We start from the raw sequence: 17,356 nt of genomic DNA, 5'->3' as shown, positions 1-17,356 counted from the left end.
AGATAGGGGCAGCTCCCGGACGTCTGGCGGAATAGGTGAACGCAATGCGACTCCAGATAGACCCAGGTCAGAGTCACGTCAGGTGAAAGGGATATGTTCGATCCCAGAGCGCGCAGGTTGGGCAGATCCGCGCTTTGCGGGTTGTGGAGGGCGCCGTGTGCGCCACGCATTGTAATCGGCGCGCATTTCTCGCCTGGAGACGGATTATGACGGGAGTTGACCGGCGTTTGAATGCGCCTAGCGGATCAGGCACGCACCGGGCTGAATCGGATCATGGCGGTGGTCAAAAAGGCTCGACCTTCAGTTCTGTCGTTCAGGGCTTGCGCTCTGAAGATCGAGAGTTAGGGGCATCCTCAGCTGAAAGGCCACCTTCGGCCAGCGATGTCCGGCGCCGCACGTCCGGCGATCCCTCCGTCAATAGGTGTGACGGCCAGCCCGTTTTTCGCGACTTGCCGCATCTGGGAGCGACAAATCGGCAAGAAAGTTCGTCGCGTTCCGGTGCAGAAGTCCGCAATGCCGATCAGTCCAGGAGTTCACAACAAAGTGGTCCTTCCTCGCGCAGGCAGCCCGTGTCGGGCCTGGATCGCAGACCAAAAAGGCGGCGCCTGGACGATGTCGCCGCGCAGAGCGTGCAAAGTGCAATCTCAGAAGAACAATCTAACAACGCACTACACGCCATTTGTTTTGCCCGTGACATTGAGGGGTTCTCGCGTGCAGTGGTGGAGCATGACAGACGGCTGCAAGGGGCGGGCGACGAGGTCCATGCAGCCTTCCTGCAAAAGGCCGCCGCCCAGTTCAAAGCTCAATTTGTCACATGCTTCGAGGACAATATCCGCCGCGGGCAATCATGGGGCTACGCCACCGCATGCAATACGGTGAGTCGTGAGGCTGGAGGTCAGGAAGGTGTGGAAGCTTGCAAGGCGATGGCAGCTCGGGTGTCGCAGCTTCCTAGTGCGTTAATGTGCGAAGTAGACCCCAAAGCCTTTTCGCTCTTTTCGGCATCGTTTGGTCGGCATCCGCAGTCGAGAACATGCCGAAATGGAACGATCAGAATCGCCGAATTTTGCCGCGATGAGGGCAGGACACTTGGCGTACTGCAAAGTCAAAGTCTGTCGTTGCTGGTGAACGGTTTCAGCAAGTGGCCGCAGCGGTCGGAAACTCGTGACGGTACGGAAGCCGTCGCCAGTGAGGTCCGTCGTCGCGAGGACCGCCGTTTCGGGCTCTCTGATTTTAGGGAGCAGCACCTGGCTAATCTGGTGAACGGTTTCAGCAAGTGGCCGGAAAAGGAGTGGTCCCGCCAAGCCACCGGAACGATTGCCGGTGAAGTCATTCGCCGCCGTAACCTCGGGCTCTCAACTTTTAATCACCAGGACTTGGCCAACCTAGTGAACGGTTTCGGAAAGTGTGCCCAAGAGGAGGTCTGTTGCCAAGCCACAGTTGCGATCGCGGGCGAGGTTCTGCGCCGCGACCGCCGTGCCCGGCTCTCCGAATTCACCCACCAGGAACTGGCGAACCTGGTGCAAGGTTTCAGCAAATGGCCGGAAGAGCAGGCGTCCCGCGAAGCCGCCAGTGCGATGGCCGGTGAGGTCCTTGGTCGTGACCGGCGTGCCGGCGTCGCTGATCTTAATCCCCAGCACATGGCGACCCTTGTGAACGGTTTCAGTAAGTGGCCGATAGAGGAGCGGTGTCGCCAAGTCACCGGAGCGATTGCCGATGAGGTAGGTCGCCGCGCCGCCCGCGGCAGGTTCGGGCTCTCTGATTTTAATCATCAGGACTTAGCGAACCTGGTGCAAGGTTTCAGCAAATGGCCGGAAGGGGCGGTCTACCGCCAAGCCACAGCCAATATCGCCACAGAAGTCTCTCGCCGCGCCGGCGAGCAAGGGCTGTCTCATTTTACTCCGCAGGAGCTGGCTAACCTAGTGAACGGGTTCGGCAAATGCCCGGACGATGCCGACTATCATCACGCCACAGTCGCGATCGCCAGTGAGGTCATCCGCCGCCGCGCCCAACTCTCTGCTTTCAGTCATCAGCACTTGGCAAACTTGGTGAACGGTTTCAGTAAGTGGCCACAACAGGCGGACTGTCGCGATGCAACACTGGCGATCGCCAGCGAGGTCTTTCAACGCGATGACCAGTTCTCTCATCTTACTCAGCAGGCACTTGCGACATTGGTGAACGGTTTTAGCAAGTGGCCGGAAGAGGCGGCGTCTCGCCAGGCAACAGTCGCCATCGCCGGGGAGGTCACCCGCCGCGCCGGGCGCGGCGAGTTCGGGCTCTCTGATTTCAATGACCAGGACCTGGCGAACCTGGTGAACGGATTCGGCAAGTGGCCGGAAGCGGCGTCGACTCAGCAAGCCACAATCGCTATAGCCAGCGAGGTCCTTCGCCGAGGCACCCGACTCCGTGACTTTACTCACCAGCACCTAGCTAATCTGGTGAACGGTTTCAGCAAGTGGCCGGACGGGGCGGACTGTCGCGACGCCGCGATCGCCATCGCCGGTGAGGTCATTCGCCGCGGCGCCCGACTCTGTGAGTTTAGTCACCAGCACCTATCTAATCTGGTGAACGGTTTCAGCAAGTGGCCGGTCGGGGAGGACTGTCGCAGAGCCGCGATCGCAATCGCCGGGGAAGCCCGTCAGCGCCAGCTCTCCGATTTCGCTCCGCAGGGAGTGGCGACCTTGATGAACGGCTTCACCAAGTGGCCGGAAGAGTCGGCGTGCCAGCAGTCCACGATGGACATCGCGCGCAGATTGGGTGCTCGAGAGCTACGATTCGGTGTGTTCACGACAGCTCAGCTAAGTATTCTCGCCAATGCTTTGTCGCGAATGATCATGAAGGCAGAAGACACTGGGGATATTACGGACGCGGCTCTGCCGAAGGATCGCTTGCACAAGCTCGCTCATTACCTGCACTATGATGATGATCGCCTGGCGCAGGCTGACGTTCTAGACATCACAACCGTTTTCAAGGCACTTGGTAAGGCTCGGCTGTCTGATGATCTCGGTTTGCTCGCACCGACAGGCTTGAACCGCCTCTCGGAATTGCGTCAAGCCCCTGATTTTACGACCCACAACGATCTGGAAACCATGGCTAATCTGTGTGCATCTCTGCTGCCGCTGGCTCGCAGCCCACAGAGGCCGCTGCGCTCGCACCGCACGCAGGCCCTCAATCTGCTCAACGACCTCCAATCCGTGCTCGAGCAGAAGATCGAGGCGCATCTGAACGCAAGCGATGCCGAGCGGACCCGTGGACCGCTTGCCAGCCGCCGCCCCGCTTTATCGATCTATCAGACGCTTAAGGCCCGTGCGGTCCTGGAGAGACTATTCAGGTCACCGTATGTCGAGGGCAAGAGGTCCGACTTGCGGGTGAGGCAGCAAGCGCTGGAGCGCAAGACGAAGGAGATCCTGGACAGCACGCGCGGCCTCATTGAAAGCGACCTTTCCAGCATGAGCTGGAACCTGATCGCGCAGATCGAGGCGGAGAATCCAGTGGATGCGCTGGACTTTTTCATAGAGCAGGATGCGGCGACGATCCAGGGGCAACATCCAGCATCGGTCTTCGACGTGTATCAGGTCCTGCGAACCATGGATCACGAGCCAAGACCGCCGCAGGGTGACGCAGGACTGATGCAGTTGCCGGTAGTTGACATGCAGGGACGGCCGGTGGCCACCGAGCCGGAGAGACGGTATTCGATATTTCAGCGCCTGACTGCCGGGGCTTTGCCAGTCGTTGCGGTCCAGATGCCAGGAACGCCGAGCGCCTTCATGCTGGCGCGTACGGTGAACGTCAACGGTGTGCCATACCGCATGGACCTGTTCGGAGGCAGCAAGTTAAAGCCGCCGCGATTGACCGTGTCTCAGATTGCGGCCCGTGCTCCAGGCGAGCTAGCTAAGCTTTCCGGGGGAAAGCTGCTGGCGATTCCGTATGTCGATACCGCACCGGGCACCGCCTTCGAGCAGCTGTCTCGGACTTGGGCCCCTTTCAAGGAGGCCTATTATTATACCCAGCGCAGGGGTTTTGCGGCGCCACCGGCGATCAAGGGCCTGGGAGTTCACGACTACGCGCTGGAAGGCGCCTTCAAACTGTCGCTGCTGCCGGACCGTCCCGCCAACCAGGAGCATCCCTTCAAGCTGAGGGGGCCGGACGGTCCCATTGCATTGCGACCGCATGACGGCTGCGGTTTCATCAGGGCCTCGCTAGCCAACCTTATGCCAGCTGTATGTCGCGCCGGCGAGCAGGGTCCTGATCAGATGTCTGCCTTTGGTGAGGGAAGGAAATCATCCCTGCCAGTCTCGGCGCTGCAACACTATCCGCGCTGCGACCAAGTGGCGGATGAGGTCCGTGAAAAGGCCACGGCCTGGCTCGAGAGCCAACAAGAGCCAACGTTGACCACCGAAGAGCTGTTTAGAACGGTGACGGCCGGACACATCGATGGTCCCGGCGCGGTTGCCGTACCCTCCAACGATGAGTGTCTCCATGTGCCGACGCTGAAGAGCGAAACATTGACGGGGACGAGCGGCGTGCTGGTCGGGCGCTCGCCCTACGATAAGCCGAACCTGCGCCCGTTTGCCGCCGAGCGGGTCAAGTTGGCCGTCGACGGCGATCCGACCGCTGTATTTCTCGATAACTGCACGGCCATTCAATACAGCTTCAATGTCGCCCAGAAGTCGGGGAGGGAACTGGCCGCCGACGATCCGACTTTCTTTGCCAAAGGCATCCTGATCGTTGTACCGGATAAGATGTGGCCGGCCGCCTACGCCGACCGTGCGCTAATCATGTCTGCCGAGGACGTCAAATGCCATGCGAGCTGGACCACGAGCAAGGACCGCGTCAAGGTGGACACGACGGTCGACTGCCTCGGCATCCTGCAGGCGACCGAGGTGTTTGCCCCGGGCTCGTTGGTTGCCGTCCCAACTGGTGAACAGAAGAAACTTGACGGCGACTTCGACGGAGACAGCCTCGTCATCGTCGGCGACCGGCCACAGCTTTACGAGCATGTCAGGCAATTCGATCAAGAGGAGCAAGCTCGCGGATTGCGCTCGCTCAAGCCGCCAAAGTCGCACACGCCGGCGATTGAGGATGGTCGCTACAAGTTCGGGCGCGCCAGCCAGATCCTCGCCGCCACGCGCAATGTTCTGGAAATCTATACTTGTCTGCAGCGAGACTTTCTCGCTCAATCCCATGAAGCCCGACAGTGGTTTGCCGAGCGTGCCATCTTCGGCACGTACGAAGGCATTCACCAAGAGCTCAAGCGAGACATCCGAGGCGTGTTGGAGCAGGAACAGGTCAGTGCTCAGAACGTCCAGGAGACGCTTGAAAAGGCGCGGCACGACATCCAACTGGCAGACCATCCGGTCGCGCGCGAGATTGCTGAGTTGCTCCACGCTGAGCTCGAGACGTGGGCCGCGAGGCTGGATGAGCAAGCTCTGCCCGAACAACTCCTGCCCGAAACAGTCGTCAGCCTGAGCGAGGCACCACTCGCGATGAGCCAACCGCTTTGCGAGCTGTTCCCGGAGCTGGCGGAGATCTATTCGGCAACGGCTCAGCCACGCGACCGCGTCCAGCTTCTTGTCGACCGTTACCCTACGCGCATTGCCCCGCGACCGGATGGATACAATCCACACGACCTCGTGCGGAGTGCAAAGAATCTCCTGAGCCTCGGTATCAAAGTCGGAACTGACGCATATAAATCGGACACTGGGGCCCACATCTTTATGTTCAAGAGCAGGCAACTTCGGCGCCTGCTGCAACAAACACCAGGCTCGAAATCGGTGCCCTACACCAAGAGCATTGCGGCTACCCTCAACCAGGGTCGGTTTGATGTCGATGCCACATTGCAGGATCTTCAGGACAATCCGACGCTGGCGGCTTCAGTTATGCAAGCTTCGATCAAACTTGCTGCCGAGCGAGGCTTTCTGCCTCAACCCTCGGCTCGAGGGGCTTCTGCCGATGATTCAGCCACGACGATGACCTTGACTCCCGAGCTGGCCGTACAGCGAGCTCAAATGGAGGCTTGCCGCGCCCGAGCCGAAGAGAAGGACATCACCCCGATGGTAATCTCGGTTGCCGAAGCCCTCAGGAGAGCCGATATCAACGTGAAGATGCCCCATCTCGCTGAGCGTTTGAGATCGGAAAGCTCGATGACAGGCCAGCTCACCGGGATACAGGCCCCGTTTGAAGCCGGCGCCCAGCTGATCAACAACGCTGTACGCCACTGCTTCCAACTCCCTGATAGAGATTTTACCCGTGCCTTCAAGAAAGCCATTATAGCCTTCGACGAGAGCGGGTATTCTGAGGTCAGCACGACCAACTGGTTCAGGACGCGATCGCCGACCTTCGTCGGCATCAAGACCGTGCTCGCCACGCCGGGGGGCTACCGCTTCGAGGTGGAGTTCCACACTGCAGACAGCTACAAGACCAAGATTTACAATCACGACACCTACAAGGAGCTGCAGAAGCTGCAGGAGCTGCAGCGAGAGAGCCAAGATCCACTGGATCAGTCTATAGCCGAGCAACTCTTGGAGCGCGTGCGACAGGCCTGCAACAAGGTCATCATCCCTCACGAGGCCATAGAGATCCCCCACTGGGAAGCCCACGCCGATAGCACAGTTGGTGCCAGCCTACGTCGTCGGTTGCAAGTCGCCCCGCCGAGACGAACGGAGCGCTCCCCGATCGCAACAGAGATTCTTGGCGCGTTGGGCGCGCGGTCGATCGTGCTCGTCGGCGTGAAAGGCGCAGGGAAATCCAGTTTGGGCCGTGCACTCGCCAAACGACTAGGAATGAGGTTCGTCGATTCCGATAGAAAAATCGAGGCGAAGACCGGCAAGTCCGTAGCTAAGATCGTCGCTGAGGATGGGGAGGCCTATTTCAGAGATCTTGAGGTGAATGAGATCAGGCAGTCACTCGAACTGGGGTCGGCGGTGCTCGCAACCGGCGGTGAAGCGTTCATGATCGAGGAGATCCGGCATTATGTCGGGGAGAAAGCCGTCTCGATCTGGCTCAATACCAGCGAGGACGTGATCAGGCGGAACCTGAGAGATAACATCAGAGGCCCAAAGGTGCAGACCGCCGACCAAGCCCAGACCATCACAGACCTGATGCATGTGCGGAATCCAATCTATACACTTGCCGATCTCACGATTGCCCCGCAGCATGAGCGGGATCTCAAGAACGCGAATGCTTGCCTGACCGCGCTGCACGCCTATGTTTGCGGTGGGGGCAGGGCGGTACCCAAGCTCGTGACCTCATCCGGGGTCGTACCATGACGGCCCCGTTCAACTCGGCCGCGTGCGGAAACGGGAAAGACGCTGATCCAGCAGACCCCTTGGTGATCTCCAGCGCCTCCGCTCACTGAAATCGGCACCGTGGAGCATATGATAGCTGAACGTCCCGGCAAAGATCAGAGGAACCTACCTCAGACACCCGCCCGAAATCGGCGAGCAGATTGTCTGTCAACCCATGGACATCGCGAAAGTCTTGACCAGCTGACTGGTCGGCATGAGCAGCAAACGCCACGTCCGGCCGCAAAATCAACGGCGGCCGTCAGAAGGTCGCCGAGTGGATGTGGCACGAACTCGGCGTCATCGACCTGCGCGAATGACCGCTATCGCATTTGTCCCAAGCCCGACCACGGCCGAGATGAAGCCGCGCCACAGGGTTGATGCTAGACGGGCGCCGATCAGTGCCGCAATTCAGCCGGGCAAGCCTTGGCAACGTTTAGGTGCGGCGAGATAATGTCGGATGGGAGCCGTTTGGTTTCCAGCGCATCTTGCGGCCATCCAGTAGGCGAGCGTCTCTCAGCGAGATTATGTGGCGGAGCCGCCCTGGAGCGCGAGGTGTTCTGCGGAGAGGAGAATGGAACCGATACTGATCGGAAACTTTTGGCAACGAGTCTGCACCAATCCGAAATGCCGGCGCGACGCTCCCTTATTTGCCGCGTCCGAGTTGGTGCGCGACGAGGCGGTGCGCGGACGGCATCATTCCCCAGCATCTATCATCCCGAGCGGTGATAATCGGCTGCAATTTCGTGGTCAAGAATCGAGGCCAGTGTCAGCAACTCGGCCGTCACCTCCTGATGGCCAAGAAGGGAGATGCTCTCGGCCGCCCACCCAACCGCCGCTATAGGCTTGGCCCTGTCGACCGCCGCAATATCCACAACGTTCTGGATGGGCGTGCAATACGCCGGTGCCTACTCGGTATCGTGCAGCTTTACAACAGGCCGAGTCGAGAACCTGACCAAAAACCGTGTCAGCTTGCTCTTGAGGCCGTTGCACCTGATTGCCAGGGAAAACCGACGGTTGGTTCGATCCGACACTGACCTGTGTGATTGGGGGCTTGGGTTACGAGCCGGTGCCGGACTGAACCGTCTCCGAGGACGACGGTTATCTCGTGGCACATTGGGGCACGTGGCGGCGTTGCCAATCGCCCCAGGTGTCGCAGAAGCGGTCAACGATTGCACTTCATGGTCAGGCGGACCTGATTTGAGGCTGAAACCAGGGAGGCGTCGGTACCAAGCATCAGCCTCACAGTGCGATCTGGGGGGTGAATATGCGGACAATCCAGGATGTGGATTGCTTACATCCGAACAATCGATTTGCTCAAGTCGCTTGTCGAAAGCTAACCCCTACGGGTCATGGAATTATGGGCTCTGGAGGGCAATGTCGCTTGGCGAATGCAAGGGCCGCCACATCGGCAGGATGCGCAGACGAATTGAAGGCGGAGTGGCATCTTGGCCTGCCCAAACGACGCTTCAGCCCATCACAGGTTCTACCTCGCCTACTACAGGCGTACGGCTCGCATGATCCTGCGACTAGCCGTCCCAAAGAGGATTACGAACACTGCGACGCGTTGCGCGACTTCTGCTTTCGCCGTCTCAACAGTCTCGGTGACCTGTCCTACCATTAATAGGAGATGAAATGCGAACGCTATTCGTTGACCACCATGCGGATCTTACGCGAGCGGTGGGAGTTGCACTCGGCGACAGCGGTTTCGCCGTTGATGTTGTTCCCACACTGGAACAAGCATCGAGTGCATTTTCTTGCGCCAGCTACGAAATTCTCCTGCTGGAGCTGGTTCTGCCGGATGGCGATGGCTTGGATTGGCTGAAGCAGCTAAGGGGTGAGGGACATTCAGTTCCTGCTCTCATTTTGAGTGACGTCGACGATCTTGAGAAGCGAATTGCGATTTTCAACGGTGGTGCGGACGATTTTCTGCTCAAGCCAGTGTATACTAATGAGCTCATTGCCAGAATGAGAGCCGTTCTGCGGCGGTCGACTCAGATGACTGCCCCGATCATTGTATTTGGCAATCTCCACTTCGATCCGATCGGCCGACAGGTTTCCGTTGCTGGTTATCCACTGACGGTCGCACGCCGTGAATTATGTATTTTAGAGCATCTGCTCAACCGTGCAGGCCGCATCGTGCCGCGTTCGCAGTTGGAAGATCACCTCTATTCGTTCAACGATGAAGTATCGGCCAACGCGCTTGAAGTCGGAATCTATCGCTTACGTCGATATCTGAGCAGTTCAAACGCAACGCCACGGATAAAAACGGTGCGTGGCATTGGTTACATTCTTGAATGTGACTAGCGCGACATTCGTATAGTTGGCCGAATTTGAAAGAAAAGACCGCCTTGAAAATCATTACAACTCATTCTGACACCGATCGGCGGCCCCCGCACATCGTTTGCCCGGGACCTGCTACTGTTTCTCCTTACTTGGGCCGCCTTCTCTGTGCGCTCATTCTGGCATATCCAGTTTCTGCCCCGGCCGAAAACATGCAGGATCAAGGGGCGCCGCGTGCCGCATCCAATAGCATCGACGGCACGCTGAACCTTTCCTCTTCGCTCGGCAAGACGGTTCATTTGCCCGCGCCTGCCACGACCATCTTTGTTGCTGACCCGACGATCGCTGATTATCAGGCAGCCTCAAATACAACGATCTTCGTCTTCGGGAAGAAATCCGGGCGGACCAGCCTGTTCGCCTTGGACGATAAGGGCGAGGCTCTCGCCGCGCTGCGAATTGTCGTTACGCAACCGATCGAGGAATTGCGCGCCATGTTGATCGATCAGGTTGGCGACTCTTCAATCCAGGTGAGCTATACGCCGCGCGGCGCAATCCTTAGCGGTACAGCGCCCAATGCGGAGGTCGCCGACACCGCAAAAAGGGTCACTGAGCAGTATCTCGGGGACGGTGCGCAAGTCGTCAACAACATTAAGGTCGCTGGGTCCTTACAAGTTAATCTCAGTGTGCGCGTAGCGGAGGTCTCCCGTAGCGCCATGAAGGCACTCGGCGTTAACCTGTCCGCCTTTGGTCAAATCGACAATTTCAGAGTGGGCTTGTTAAGCGGCGGAGGCACTGGCTCTGGTGCAGCGCAGGGTGGTGGCACAGCAGGAATCGGATTCAACAACGGTGCCGTCAACATCGGCGCGGTTCTAGACGCGCTCGCCAAGGAGCACATAGCTTCCGTGTTGGCTGAGCCGAATCTCACCGCGATGTCCGGTGAAACTGCCAGCTTTCTCGCAGGTGGCGAATTTCCCATTCCTGTCCTGCAGGAAAACAAGCAAGTGTCGGTTGAATTCCGTCACTTCGGCGTCAGCCTGGAATTCGTGCCGACCGTTCTCAACAACAACCGGATCAACATTCACGTAAAGCCGGAGGTCAGTGAACTATCGTCCCAAGGTGCCGTTCAAATCAATGGTATTTCCGTGCCGGCAGTTTCCACGCGCCGAGCCGACACAGTCGTCGAACTCGCCAGTGGGCAGAGCTTTGCAATTGGCGGTCTGATCAGGCGCAACGTGAACAATAATGTCAGTGCGTTTCCCTGGCTCGGCGAAATGCCGATTCTTGGCGCTCTGTTTCGTTCCTCCTCGTTTCAAAAAGAAGAATCAGAACTTATAATTCTGGTTACGCCTTACATCGTAAAACCAGGCTCCAGCCCCAACCAGATGAGCGCACCCACGGACCGGATGGCGCCGGCTTTGGACGATCCGCCGGCAGATCCGCCGCGAGGCCGCGCTGCTGCCCGCGCCGGCGCGCCCGGGGCCAAGCGCGGTCGCGGCTTCATAATTCAATAGGTGATCGAATGACTTTGCGGATCAAAGTTCTCCTGGTCGCCCTGACAGCCAGCGCAAGTGGCTGCACAAGCACTGTGCCGATCTATGTCGAGCCCCCTGCGCCAATCCTTATCCGGCCGGAGACCACCGTGCTGATATTAAAGAGCCTCCGCGCTTCCGAACGGCAGCGTTTGCGTGTTTTCCTTGACAGGACCAGTAGCGGCCGCCGCGATGCCCTTCACCTCCTTATCTGGGGCTCGTCCCGGCTCAGCGCAGAGGTGGTGCATCAGGCCAGGCAGATGGGTATAGACACTTACAACATCCATTTGCTCGACCAACACGATGGCGGCGCAGTCCAAGTAGAAGCAATTGTGTATCATGCCCGCCCACCTGCCTGTCCGTCGTATTCTTTACTCAGTGACAAATCCTTCGAAAAGCCCCTTGGCTGTTCGACACGACGTAACCTAGCTGCAATGGTCAACGATCCGCGCGATTTGCTCGACAACCAGGCTGTCGAGCCGAGCGATGGCGAGCGTGCGGCCATACCAGTTGCCACATACAGGACGTTCGGGGCGGGCAAAGGTCAATGACATGGGTCGTATGTTTTAGCTTGGTAGAGCACGGCGCCGCCTCCAGTCTGTAACATTGCCGTTGCTTCGGATCTGGTGGTGAGCGCGGCCGTCACAATACACGACCGTGACCTGAACAAGATAGGGGTGTCCCTCACCTCTCCGGGGTGCCCGGTGGCGCTGCGCTCATGACGTTGCCTCGCTGAGCGGCGTTCTTCATTTGCGAGGTTAAAGGCGCACGTCACGCGACGGCGGCGTGGCTCAAGTGGCCAAGCGAGCTTGATCTTGGCGGTCGTGTCGACAAAGCTGGCGGCTGTGTCGCTGCGCTCCACCGGCCCATGTTGCGGCCCGGTGGTCCCTATGACCACCGGAGAAGCAGTGGGGGACGGGCGCTGCGCCAACTGGCCAGCACGACCGCTCTGGGTTGATACTGTTGAAAAAGTCCGGCGCACCGCAAAGTCCCCACCGATATTAGAATCCAGTTCCAACCCGGCGCATTGCATGGAATCAGGATTCAATTTTGGGGTCTCCGCGGAACGCCATCCTACGAAAGCGTCAAGGGCGACCGCGACGCGGACTTTTTCAACAATATCGGTTTTTTCTAGCCGTTCTCAGTTCTCACCTTCTCCTCTCAGGCTAAGTGTGAAAACGACCTCAAGGCCGAAGGATGAGCGGATTAAGCCCGGGCCTGCTGCGACCTAACCACGATCCTCAAGGCACGCCTGCCAAATCGCCTTGCGGAAAGGCAAAGGTTCCCCACAAGGTGATTGATAGGCTAGTGAAGCGTGCGAAGGAAGTCGCACATTTGTTGTCAGGCCACTTTCTGGAGTATTGGCACCATCGGGCTGAGGAGGCCGGCCGCTTGCATAGTGTCGGCCGGAAGGCATGCTTGCAGGTTGGACAAATAGTCTTCTGCATAGCTTTTCGCCATGGAAATCGGCAGATCGATCCCGGCCGCGGCGGCCTCTTCCAACGCCGTCTTCACCAGCCCGTTGCGAATCGCAAGCTTGACCTCGGGACCCGCGACAAGGCTGAGCGCCTGCGCTCCGATATTGATGCCAGCGTCTAGCAGCGCCTGCTTCATATTGCCTCCGGTAATGGCTGTGCGGACAAGATTTGCCGCTTGCGCCTCGAACGCGAGCGTCATCGACACGGCATCGGCCACTTGGCCCACGACCGGAATGAAGCTCAACAGACCCACCGCCGTCGCAGCCCAATCAGCCACTGTCGAGTACACCTTGAGCACGTCGTCGACTGTGTGGATGAAGGCCCCGCCGTTCTTTTTGGCCGACTTGGTATCAGGCTGGTCCGCCCGGCCCGTCATCATGTCCGAGACGGCGTCCTGTTCCGCAGCAGTTTCGGGCGCATGGGTCTTTGGCTGCTGAACGGCTCGGTTTGCAGACGACATGCCGTTGTAGAAGTGGCCAAAATCTTTGTTGCTGATATTGCCGGAATCAACCGTGTGTCCGCCGCCGAAATCGAAGAACGAATTGTGGGTCTTGTAACCCGTAATCGAATTGTTTAGAAGACCGAAGAGCAGATGATCCGATAACAGCTGCGATGCCGCCTGCTTTACTCTCGGATCTAGGCTCTTGTCTTGCGCCATGCTTGCGAGCTTGTCACGAGTCAGGACACCGCTCCCAAAGAATTTTTGCTGGTTGCTGTTGATCGTCTTAAGGGTATTCAGCTCGGTTTGCGTGAGGCTCATCGAAGATGAAGCGACTTGGAGAAAATCCTCTTTATGGACTTTGTCTATCGAGCCACCGTACAACCGCTTCCATTCATTCGGGTGACTGACAAAGTACTGAGCCGCCGCAATGACCTGTGGCGGACATTTGCCAGTTTTCGCGTCACCGTCGACGATCTGCTTGAAATAAGTCAGACTCAGGTTCTTGGGCAGGTTTTCGGAGTACCGGTAAAGCTCGCGCATCGCATCGTTCAAGGTCATAACCGACGGCTGCGCACTTCCAGTACTATCGGATGGGATGTAGTTCTGCGCGTAGCTTTGCGCCTGCTGGCCCTGAAATGCGGCAACTTGTGAGTGATGGCGAGAGAACTCGGACAAATCCTTGGCCGTGATCTTACCGCCACAGCGGCCATCGCCCTGCGAGCCGATCGCATAAAAAAGCTCTGGATCCTGCTGCAATCCCTCAATCGCCGCTTTCAGATCCGGTGGCGTAGAGGGATCATTGGCTTTATCCGTCAGCGATTGCCAACTAAGCGGGCATAGGTCCTTGTGACGGTTCAGCACTGCGACAATCTGCAACTCGGCTTGGGACAGTGAGCCGCCGTTCCACGTAATTCTCTCGCTTTTTATAGGCGCTTGCGCAATGGGAGGGAGGGCGACCGCAGGCTGCGGGCCTTGATCAACTGATTCGTGCGCAATGGGAGGGAGGGCGACCGCAGGCTGCGGGCCTTGATCCGTTGCTTCGATGGCTGCCCTCATGCTTGGCGGCAGCAGATCCAATGGGTTCTTGCGCAATTCTTCCAACGAGGATGCGACATCGGGCAACAGCGACTCCGATGTGTTCCGGCACAATTCCTTCATCGACGGGAAGGGGCTGGCGTCGTCTTCGTGCAGGTGAAGGGAGAGCATCGCCTCGAATGACGATGCGTTTTGCTGCGCCTTTTCTAACGAAGATGTCAGATTCAGGCTGCTGTACTGGAGAATATCCTGGCTACTGAAAACGTTGCTTGTATTATTATTGACGGACATTGTGTCTCCTCAAAAATGAAATTGCAATCCCCCACGCCAGATCCATGTGCAATACCAGCACAATGACCGGAGATATCGCTGAAGCTGGCGGTTGCCACCATGAGCGGTTTAGCTTTCGGTAAACTGACGAGTTCAGAGGAATTCACAATTTGGGGTGGCCGCGGTGTTGTTTTGTCCCGAAGCTGCGACCGCAGATATCATTTTTGGCGTGGCTCTGGCTTCCCGCCAACGCCATCCTGCTGCGGCACGTCGGACGAATAAGCGGCTTCAGGCAATCCGTTGCGGACGACCATGGTGGAGGAACCCCGAAACAATGTCAGGACCGATTCGCTTGTCGGCGTTTCATGGACGCGCGGCTGCCCCTGTGCCTCTGCGACAAGACCATTGAAAGTCTGCTCCACGAGCGCGGTGAAGCGCGGCGGACCGGAAACCAAAACGAGGCCATCTCCCGGCGCGGGTCTCACGACGTAGCGGTCATCGGAGATCTCAAGCTTGTCTAGGGCACCCTTAAACGTATCGAAGCGGATCGAAGTCAGCACAAGCATGCGGGTTTGTGATTCTTTTGCGGCTGACACGTAGAGGACAAGCCCATCATAATACCATTGGAGACCGTACATATTGGCCAAACGGTCGAGGAACTCGCGCGGTGGCAAATCCGGCATACTCCCGCGGATCCGCCCCTTCACCTCGGCGCTAATGTTGACTCGGATATTAAGGTTGTTGCCGAATTGCTGCAGCGCCTCAGAAATATCCTGATCGAGAACCGTATATCTGTACGGCGTCTTGGAGAGGGATAAGGGGACGCCGAGAGTTCCGTTGGTTCCGGCGGAGAGAAAAAAACCGGCACACAGAAGTCTCAAAACGTGTGGGCGGACGGATCGGATGAGCGCTCTCAACATTGCGCACTGATACACTAGAGTCTGAAATTTGCACAAGTGACTTAGGCGCCAGCATATCCTCTAGATACTAACCAGGCTCCGTCAGTCAGCTTGTCGTCAGCTCGGCCACCTAGACGTTGACCTGATAACGAATGACGAAGGGCCGAGTTCGCTCCGGTCAAAGAGGAAGCTATCGGGTCTTTCATGATGATCCCTATCACGTCGATCACTGCCACTTTAACGGACTGTCTGGCCAGGGCCGGGTCACCGTCGTTCAGCGAGCAAGCCCAGTTTGAGCGCGCATTGGCGCACGCGGCCGACTCGCTGAAAAACGATGCCGCATCGGCGCCATCGAGGGTGCCAGTTCCTCCGGCGATGGCTCTTCAACGCGCGGCTACGCAGATGAGTCCCTTGGGGGACCGCGTGTTGCAGACGATTTCTGCGATGTACCCAGACCGTGCTGTTAATTCGGCTGCGCTCGACCAGCAGGTAGGCCTTTTCAAGGGCGCTCTACCTAGGCCGCAGAAGCTTCCTGCCGAAGGTGATGCGGGAACCGGAACGTCAGGCGTTCCGCAAGGACGGCATGATTTCGAAACAATGATTGCTGGTCTGCGGGATATGTACAATGGCGTCACTCAGGTTGCGCTTGTTTCCAAAGGTGTCAGCGGCATCACCTCATCTGTAAATAAACTTCTAAAGGAAGGCTGAACCGCGCACATGATTGGCTTAGCCCAGGAAATCATGCCTGGCACGTGCGGTCGGAGGTCACTTCGCCTTATCGTGCTGCCACTCCTCGTGGCCCTCGGCGGTTGCAAGGTGGATCTCTACACGCAACTGCAGGAGCGCGAGGCGAATGAAATGCTCGCCCTTCTGATGGACAACGGAGTTCATGCGGTTCGGGTCGCTGCCAAGGATGGGACTAGCACGGTCCAGGTTGACGAAAAGCTGCTCGCTTACTCAATCGACCTCCTGAATGGCAAGGGATTGCCGCGCCAGTCATTCAAGAACCTCGGAGAGATTTTCCAAGGATCAGGCCTCATTGCCTCGCCGACCGAGGAACGTGCCCGTTATGTTTATGCGCTCAGCGAAGAGTTGTCCCGCACGATCAGCGATATCGATGGCGTATTCTCTGTACGTGTCCACGTAGTTCTGCCGCATAACGACCTTTTGCGAGCAGGCGCCACGCCATCCTCGGCTTCGGTCTTTATCAGGCACGACGCCAAAGCAGATCTCTCGGTTCTGCTGCCGAAGATAAAGATGCTCGTGGCCGACAGCATCGAAGGGTTGTCCTACGACAAGGTCGAAGTGGTTTTGGTGTCGGTGGAGCGTTCCGCGCCTGAGCAACGGTCCGTGCCGGCGACTGTTTTGGCCCAAGCGTCCAGGCCCGTTCCAGCGCCACTTTTGGCCAGCTTAACCGGTATTGCCGCAGCTGTGTTCGCAGTGGCGTGCTATCTCTTAGTCACCGGTCTTAGCCGCCGGCGCAAGCAGTCAGCGGGCGAAGTTCCCAAGCTCGAGCGGCGGTCGGGTGTTTCCGCACTCGATGCCATTCGCAAAAAGACACCGGCGATAGCGCCTCAGTGACATGTCAATGCCAATGCCGATACTGACCGCCCAACCTGATGGTTCGTTCCAATTGCCTTCCTTGGGTCGGAGCGAGCTTGCTGCTTCGGCCCATCCTACCCGTCTTGGCGCGCGTCTTGATCCGGCGTTATCGGCTGCTACGTTGGCTCAGTTGCAGAAGTGTCCCAGACTGCAGCGAAGACTAACAGAATTGTTACTCGACAATGATTCGAAGTCGAATGATGTTGAGCGGGGGCTGGACCTTCTGCGCGGTAATGATCCGCTTCGGGCTGCCCTCCTTGCAGGTAGTGCATGGCATGCCCGATCGCTGCTTAAGCTTGTCTCTCAGCCTGACCTCACAGTGCTCATTCAACGTATCGGCGCTGATGCCCATGCGTTTGGAATCCGACATCTGGCGCATGCCATTGCGGACAGATTGATCGCGGATCCGGGAAAACTCGCGCACCAAATTGAACACGATGGACACGCCTGTCTTGGTGCCTGGCTCCATCACAGTCCAGTGATGGAGCGCAACCGCGTGCTCCTACGCTTGCCTGTAGGAACCGCCGCCGACAATCCA

Annotated in this window: 9 protein-coding genes; 6 read left to right on the top strand and 3 right to left on the bottom strand. The window is 58.1% G+C overall.

All coding sequences use genetic code 11. The features are described from left to right. The first annotated feature begins 206 nt into the window (after positions 1-206). From xopAD to JN302_RS32740, 4 genes are all read left to right on the top strand, one after another. Positions 207-7,265, top strand: coding sequence for a XopAD/skwp family type III secretion system effector (gene xopAD, locus JN302_RS32755; protein ID WP_244846073.1), 7,059 nt, complete (start codon positions 207-209; stop codon positions 7,263-7,265). A gap of 1,650 nt (positions 7,266-8,915) precedes the next feature. Beyond that, complete coding sequence (locus tag JN302_RS32750; protein WP_010913962.1) at positions 8,916-9,587, top strand: winged helix-turn-helix domain-containing protein; 672 nt, start codon at positions 8,916-8,918, stop codon at positions 9,585-9,587. 128 nt (positions 9,588-9,715) lie between these two features. Next, positions 9,716-11,074, top strand: a complete 1,359-nt coding sequence (locus tag JN302_RS32745) for a type II and III secretion system protein family protein (protein ID WP_446720772.1) — start codon at positions 9,716-9,718, stop codon at positions 11,072-11,074. Between the two features lie 8 nt (positions 11,075-11,082). After that, complete coding sequence (locus JN302_RS32740; protein WP_010913964.1) at positions 11,083-11,643, top strand: CpaD family pilus assembly lipoprotein; 561 nt, start codon at positions 11,083-11,085, stop codon at positions 11,641-11,643. A gap of 790 nt (positions 11,644-12,433) precedes the next feature. Here the strand turns inward: JN302_RS32740 and JN302_RS32735 are convergent. Both JN302_RS32735 and JN302_RS32730 read right to left on the bottom strand, forming a co-directional pair. Continuing rightward, on the bottom strand, positions 12,434-14,338 hold the full coding sequence (locus JN302_RS32735; protein WP_202308617.1) for an HrpF/NolX family T3SS translocon protein: 1,905 nt from the start codon (positions 14,336-14,338) through the stop codon (positions 12,434-12,436). Between the two features lie 197 nt (positions 14,339-14,535). Next, a complete protein-coding gene (locus JN302_RS32730; protein WP_063825847.1) occupies positions 14,536-15,237 on the bottom strand; it encodes a hypothetical protein in 702 nt (233 codons plus the stop codon). Between the two features lie 183 nt (positions 15,238-15,420). Here JN302_RS32730 and JN302_RS32725 point away from each other — a divergent pair, with 183 nt between their 5' ends. Beyond that, the gene (locus JN302_RS32725) at positions 15,421-15,924 is read left to right on the top strand and encodes a nodulation protein NolB (protein WP_010913967.1); all 504 of its coding nucleotides are present in this window, start codon (positions 15,421-15,423) and stop codon (positions 15,922-15,924) included. 9 nt (positions 15,925-15,933) lie between these two features. After that, positions 15,934-16,797 (top strand): type III secretion system inner membrane ring lipoprotein SctJ, encoded by an 864-nt coding sequence (gene sctJ / locus JN302_RS32720; RefSeq protein ID WP_044549206.1) that lies wholly within the window; start codon positions 15,934-15,936, stop codon positions 16,795-16,797. A gap of 193 nt (positions 16,798-16,990) precedes the next feature. Here sctJ and JN302_RS39690 read toward each other — a convergent pair whose 3' ends face one another. Beyond that, on the bottom strand, positions 16,991-17,263 hold the full coding sequence (locus JN302_RS39690; RefSeq protein WP_157866081.1) for a hypothetical protein: 273 nt from the start codon (positions 17,261-17,263) through the stop codon (positions 16,991-16,993). Between the last annotated feature and the right edge of the window lie 93 nt (positions 17,264-17,356).

It is taken from the genome of Mesorhizobium sp. L-8-3, assembly GCF_016756615.1.
Lineage (GTDB): Bacteria > Pseudomonadota > Alphaproteobacteria > Rhizobiales > Rhizobiaceae.
Note: the sequence above shows the minus strand (reverse complement) of the source record. Positions and strands in the feature narration are given on the sequence as shown.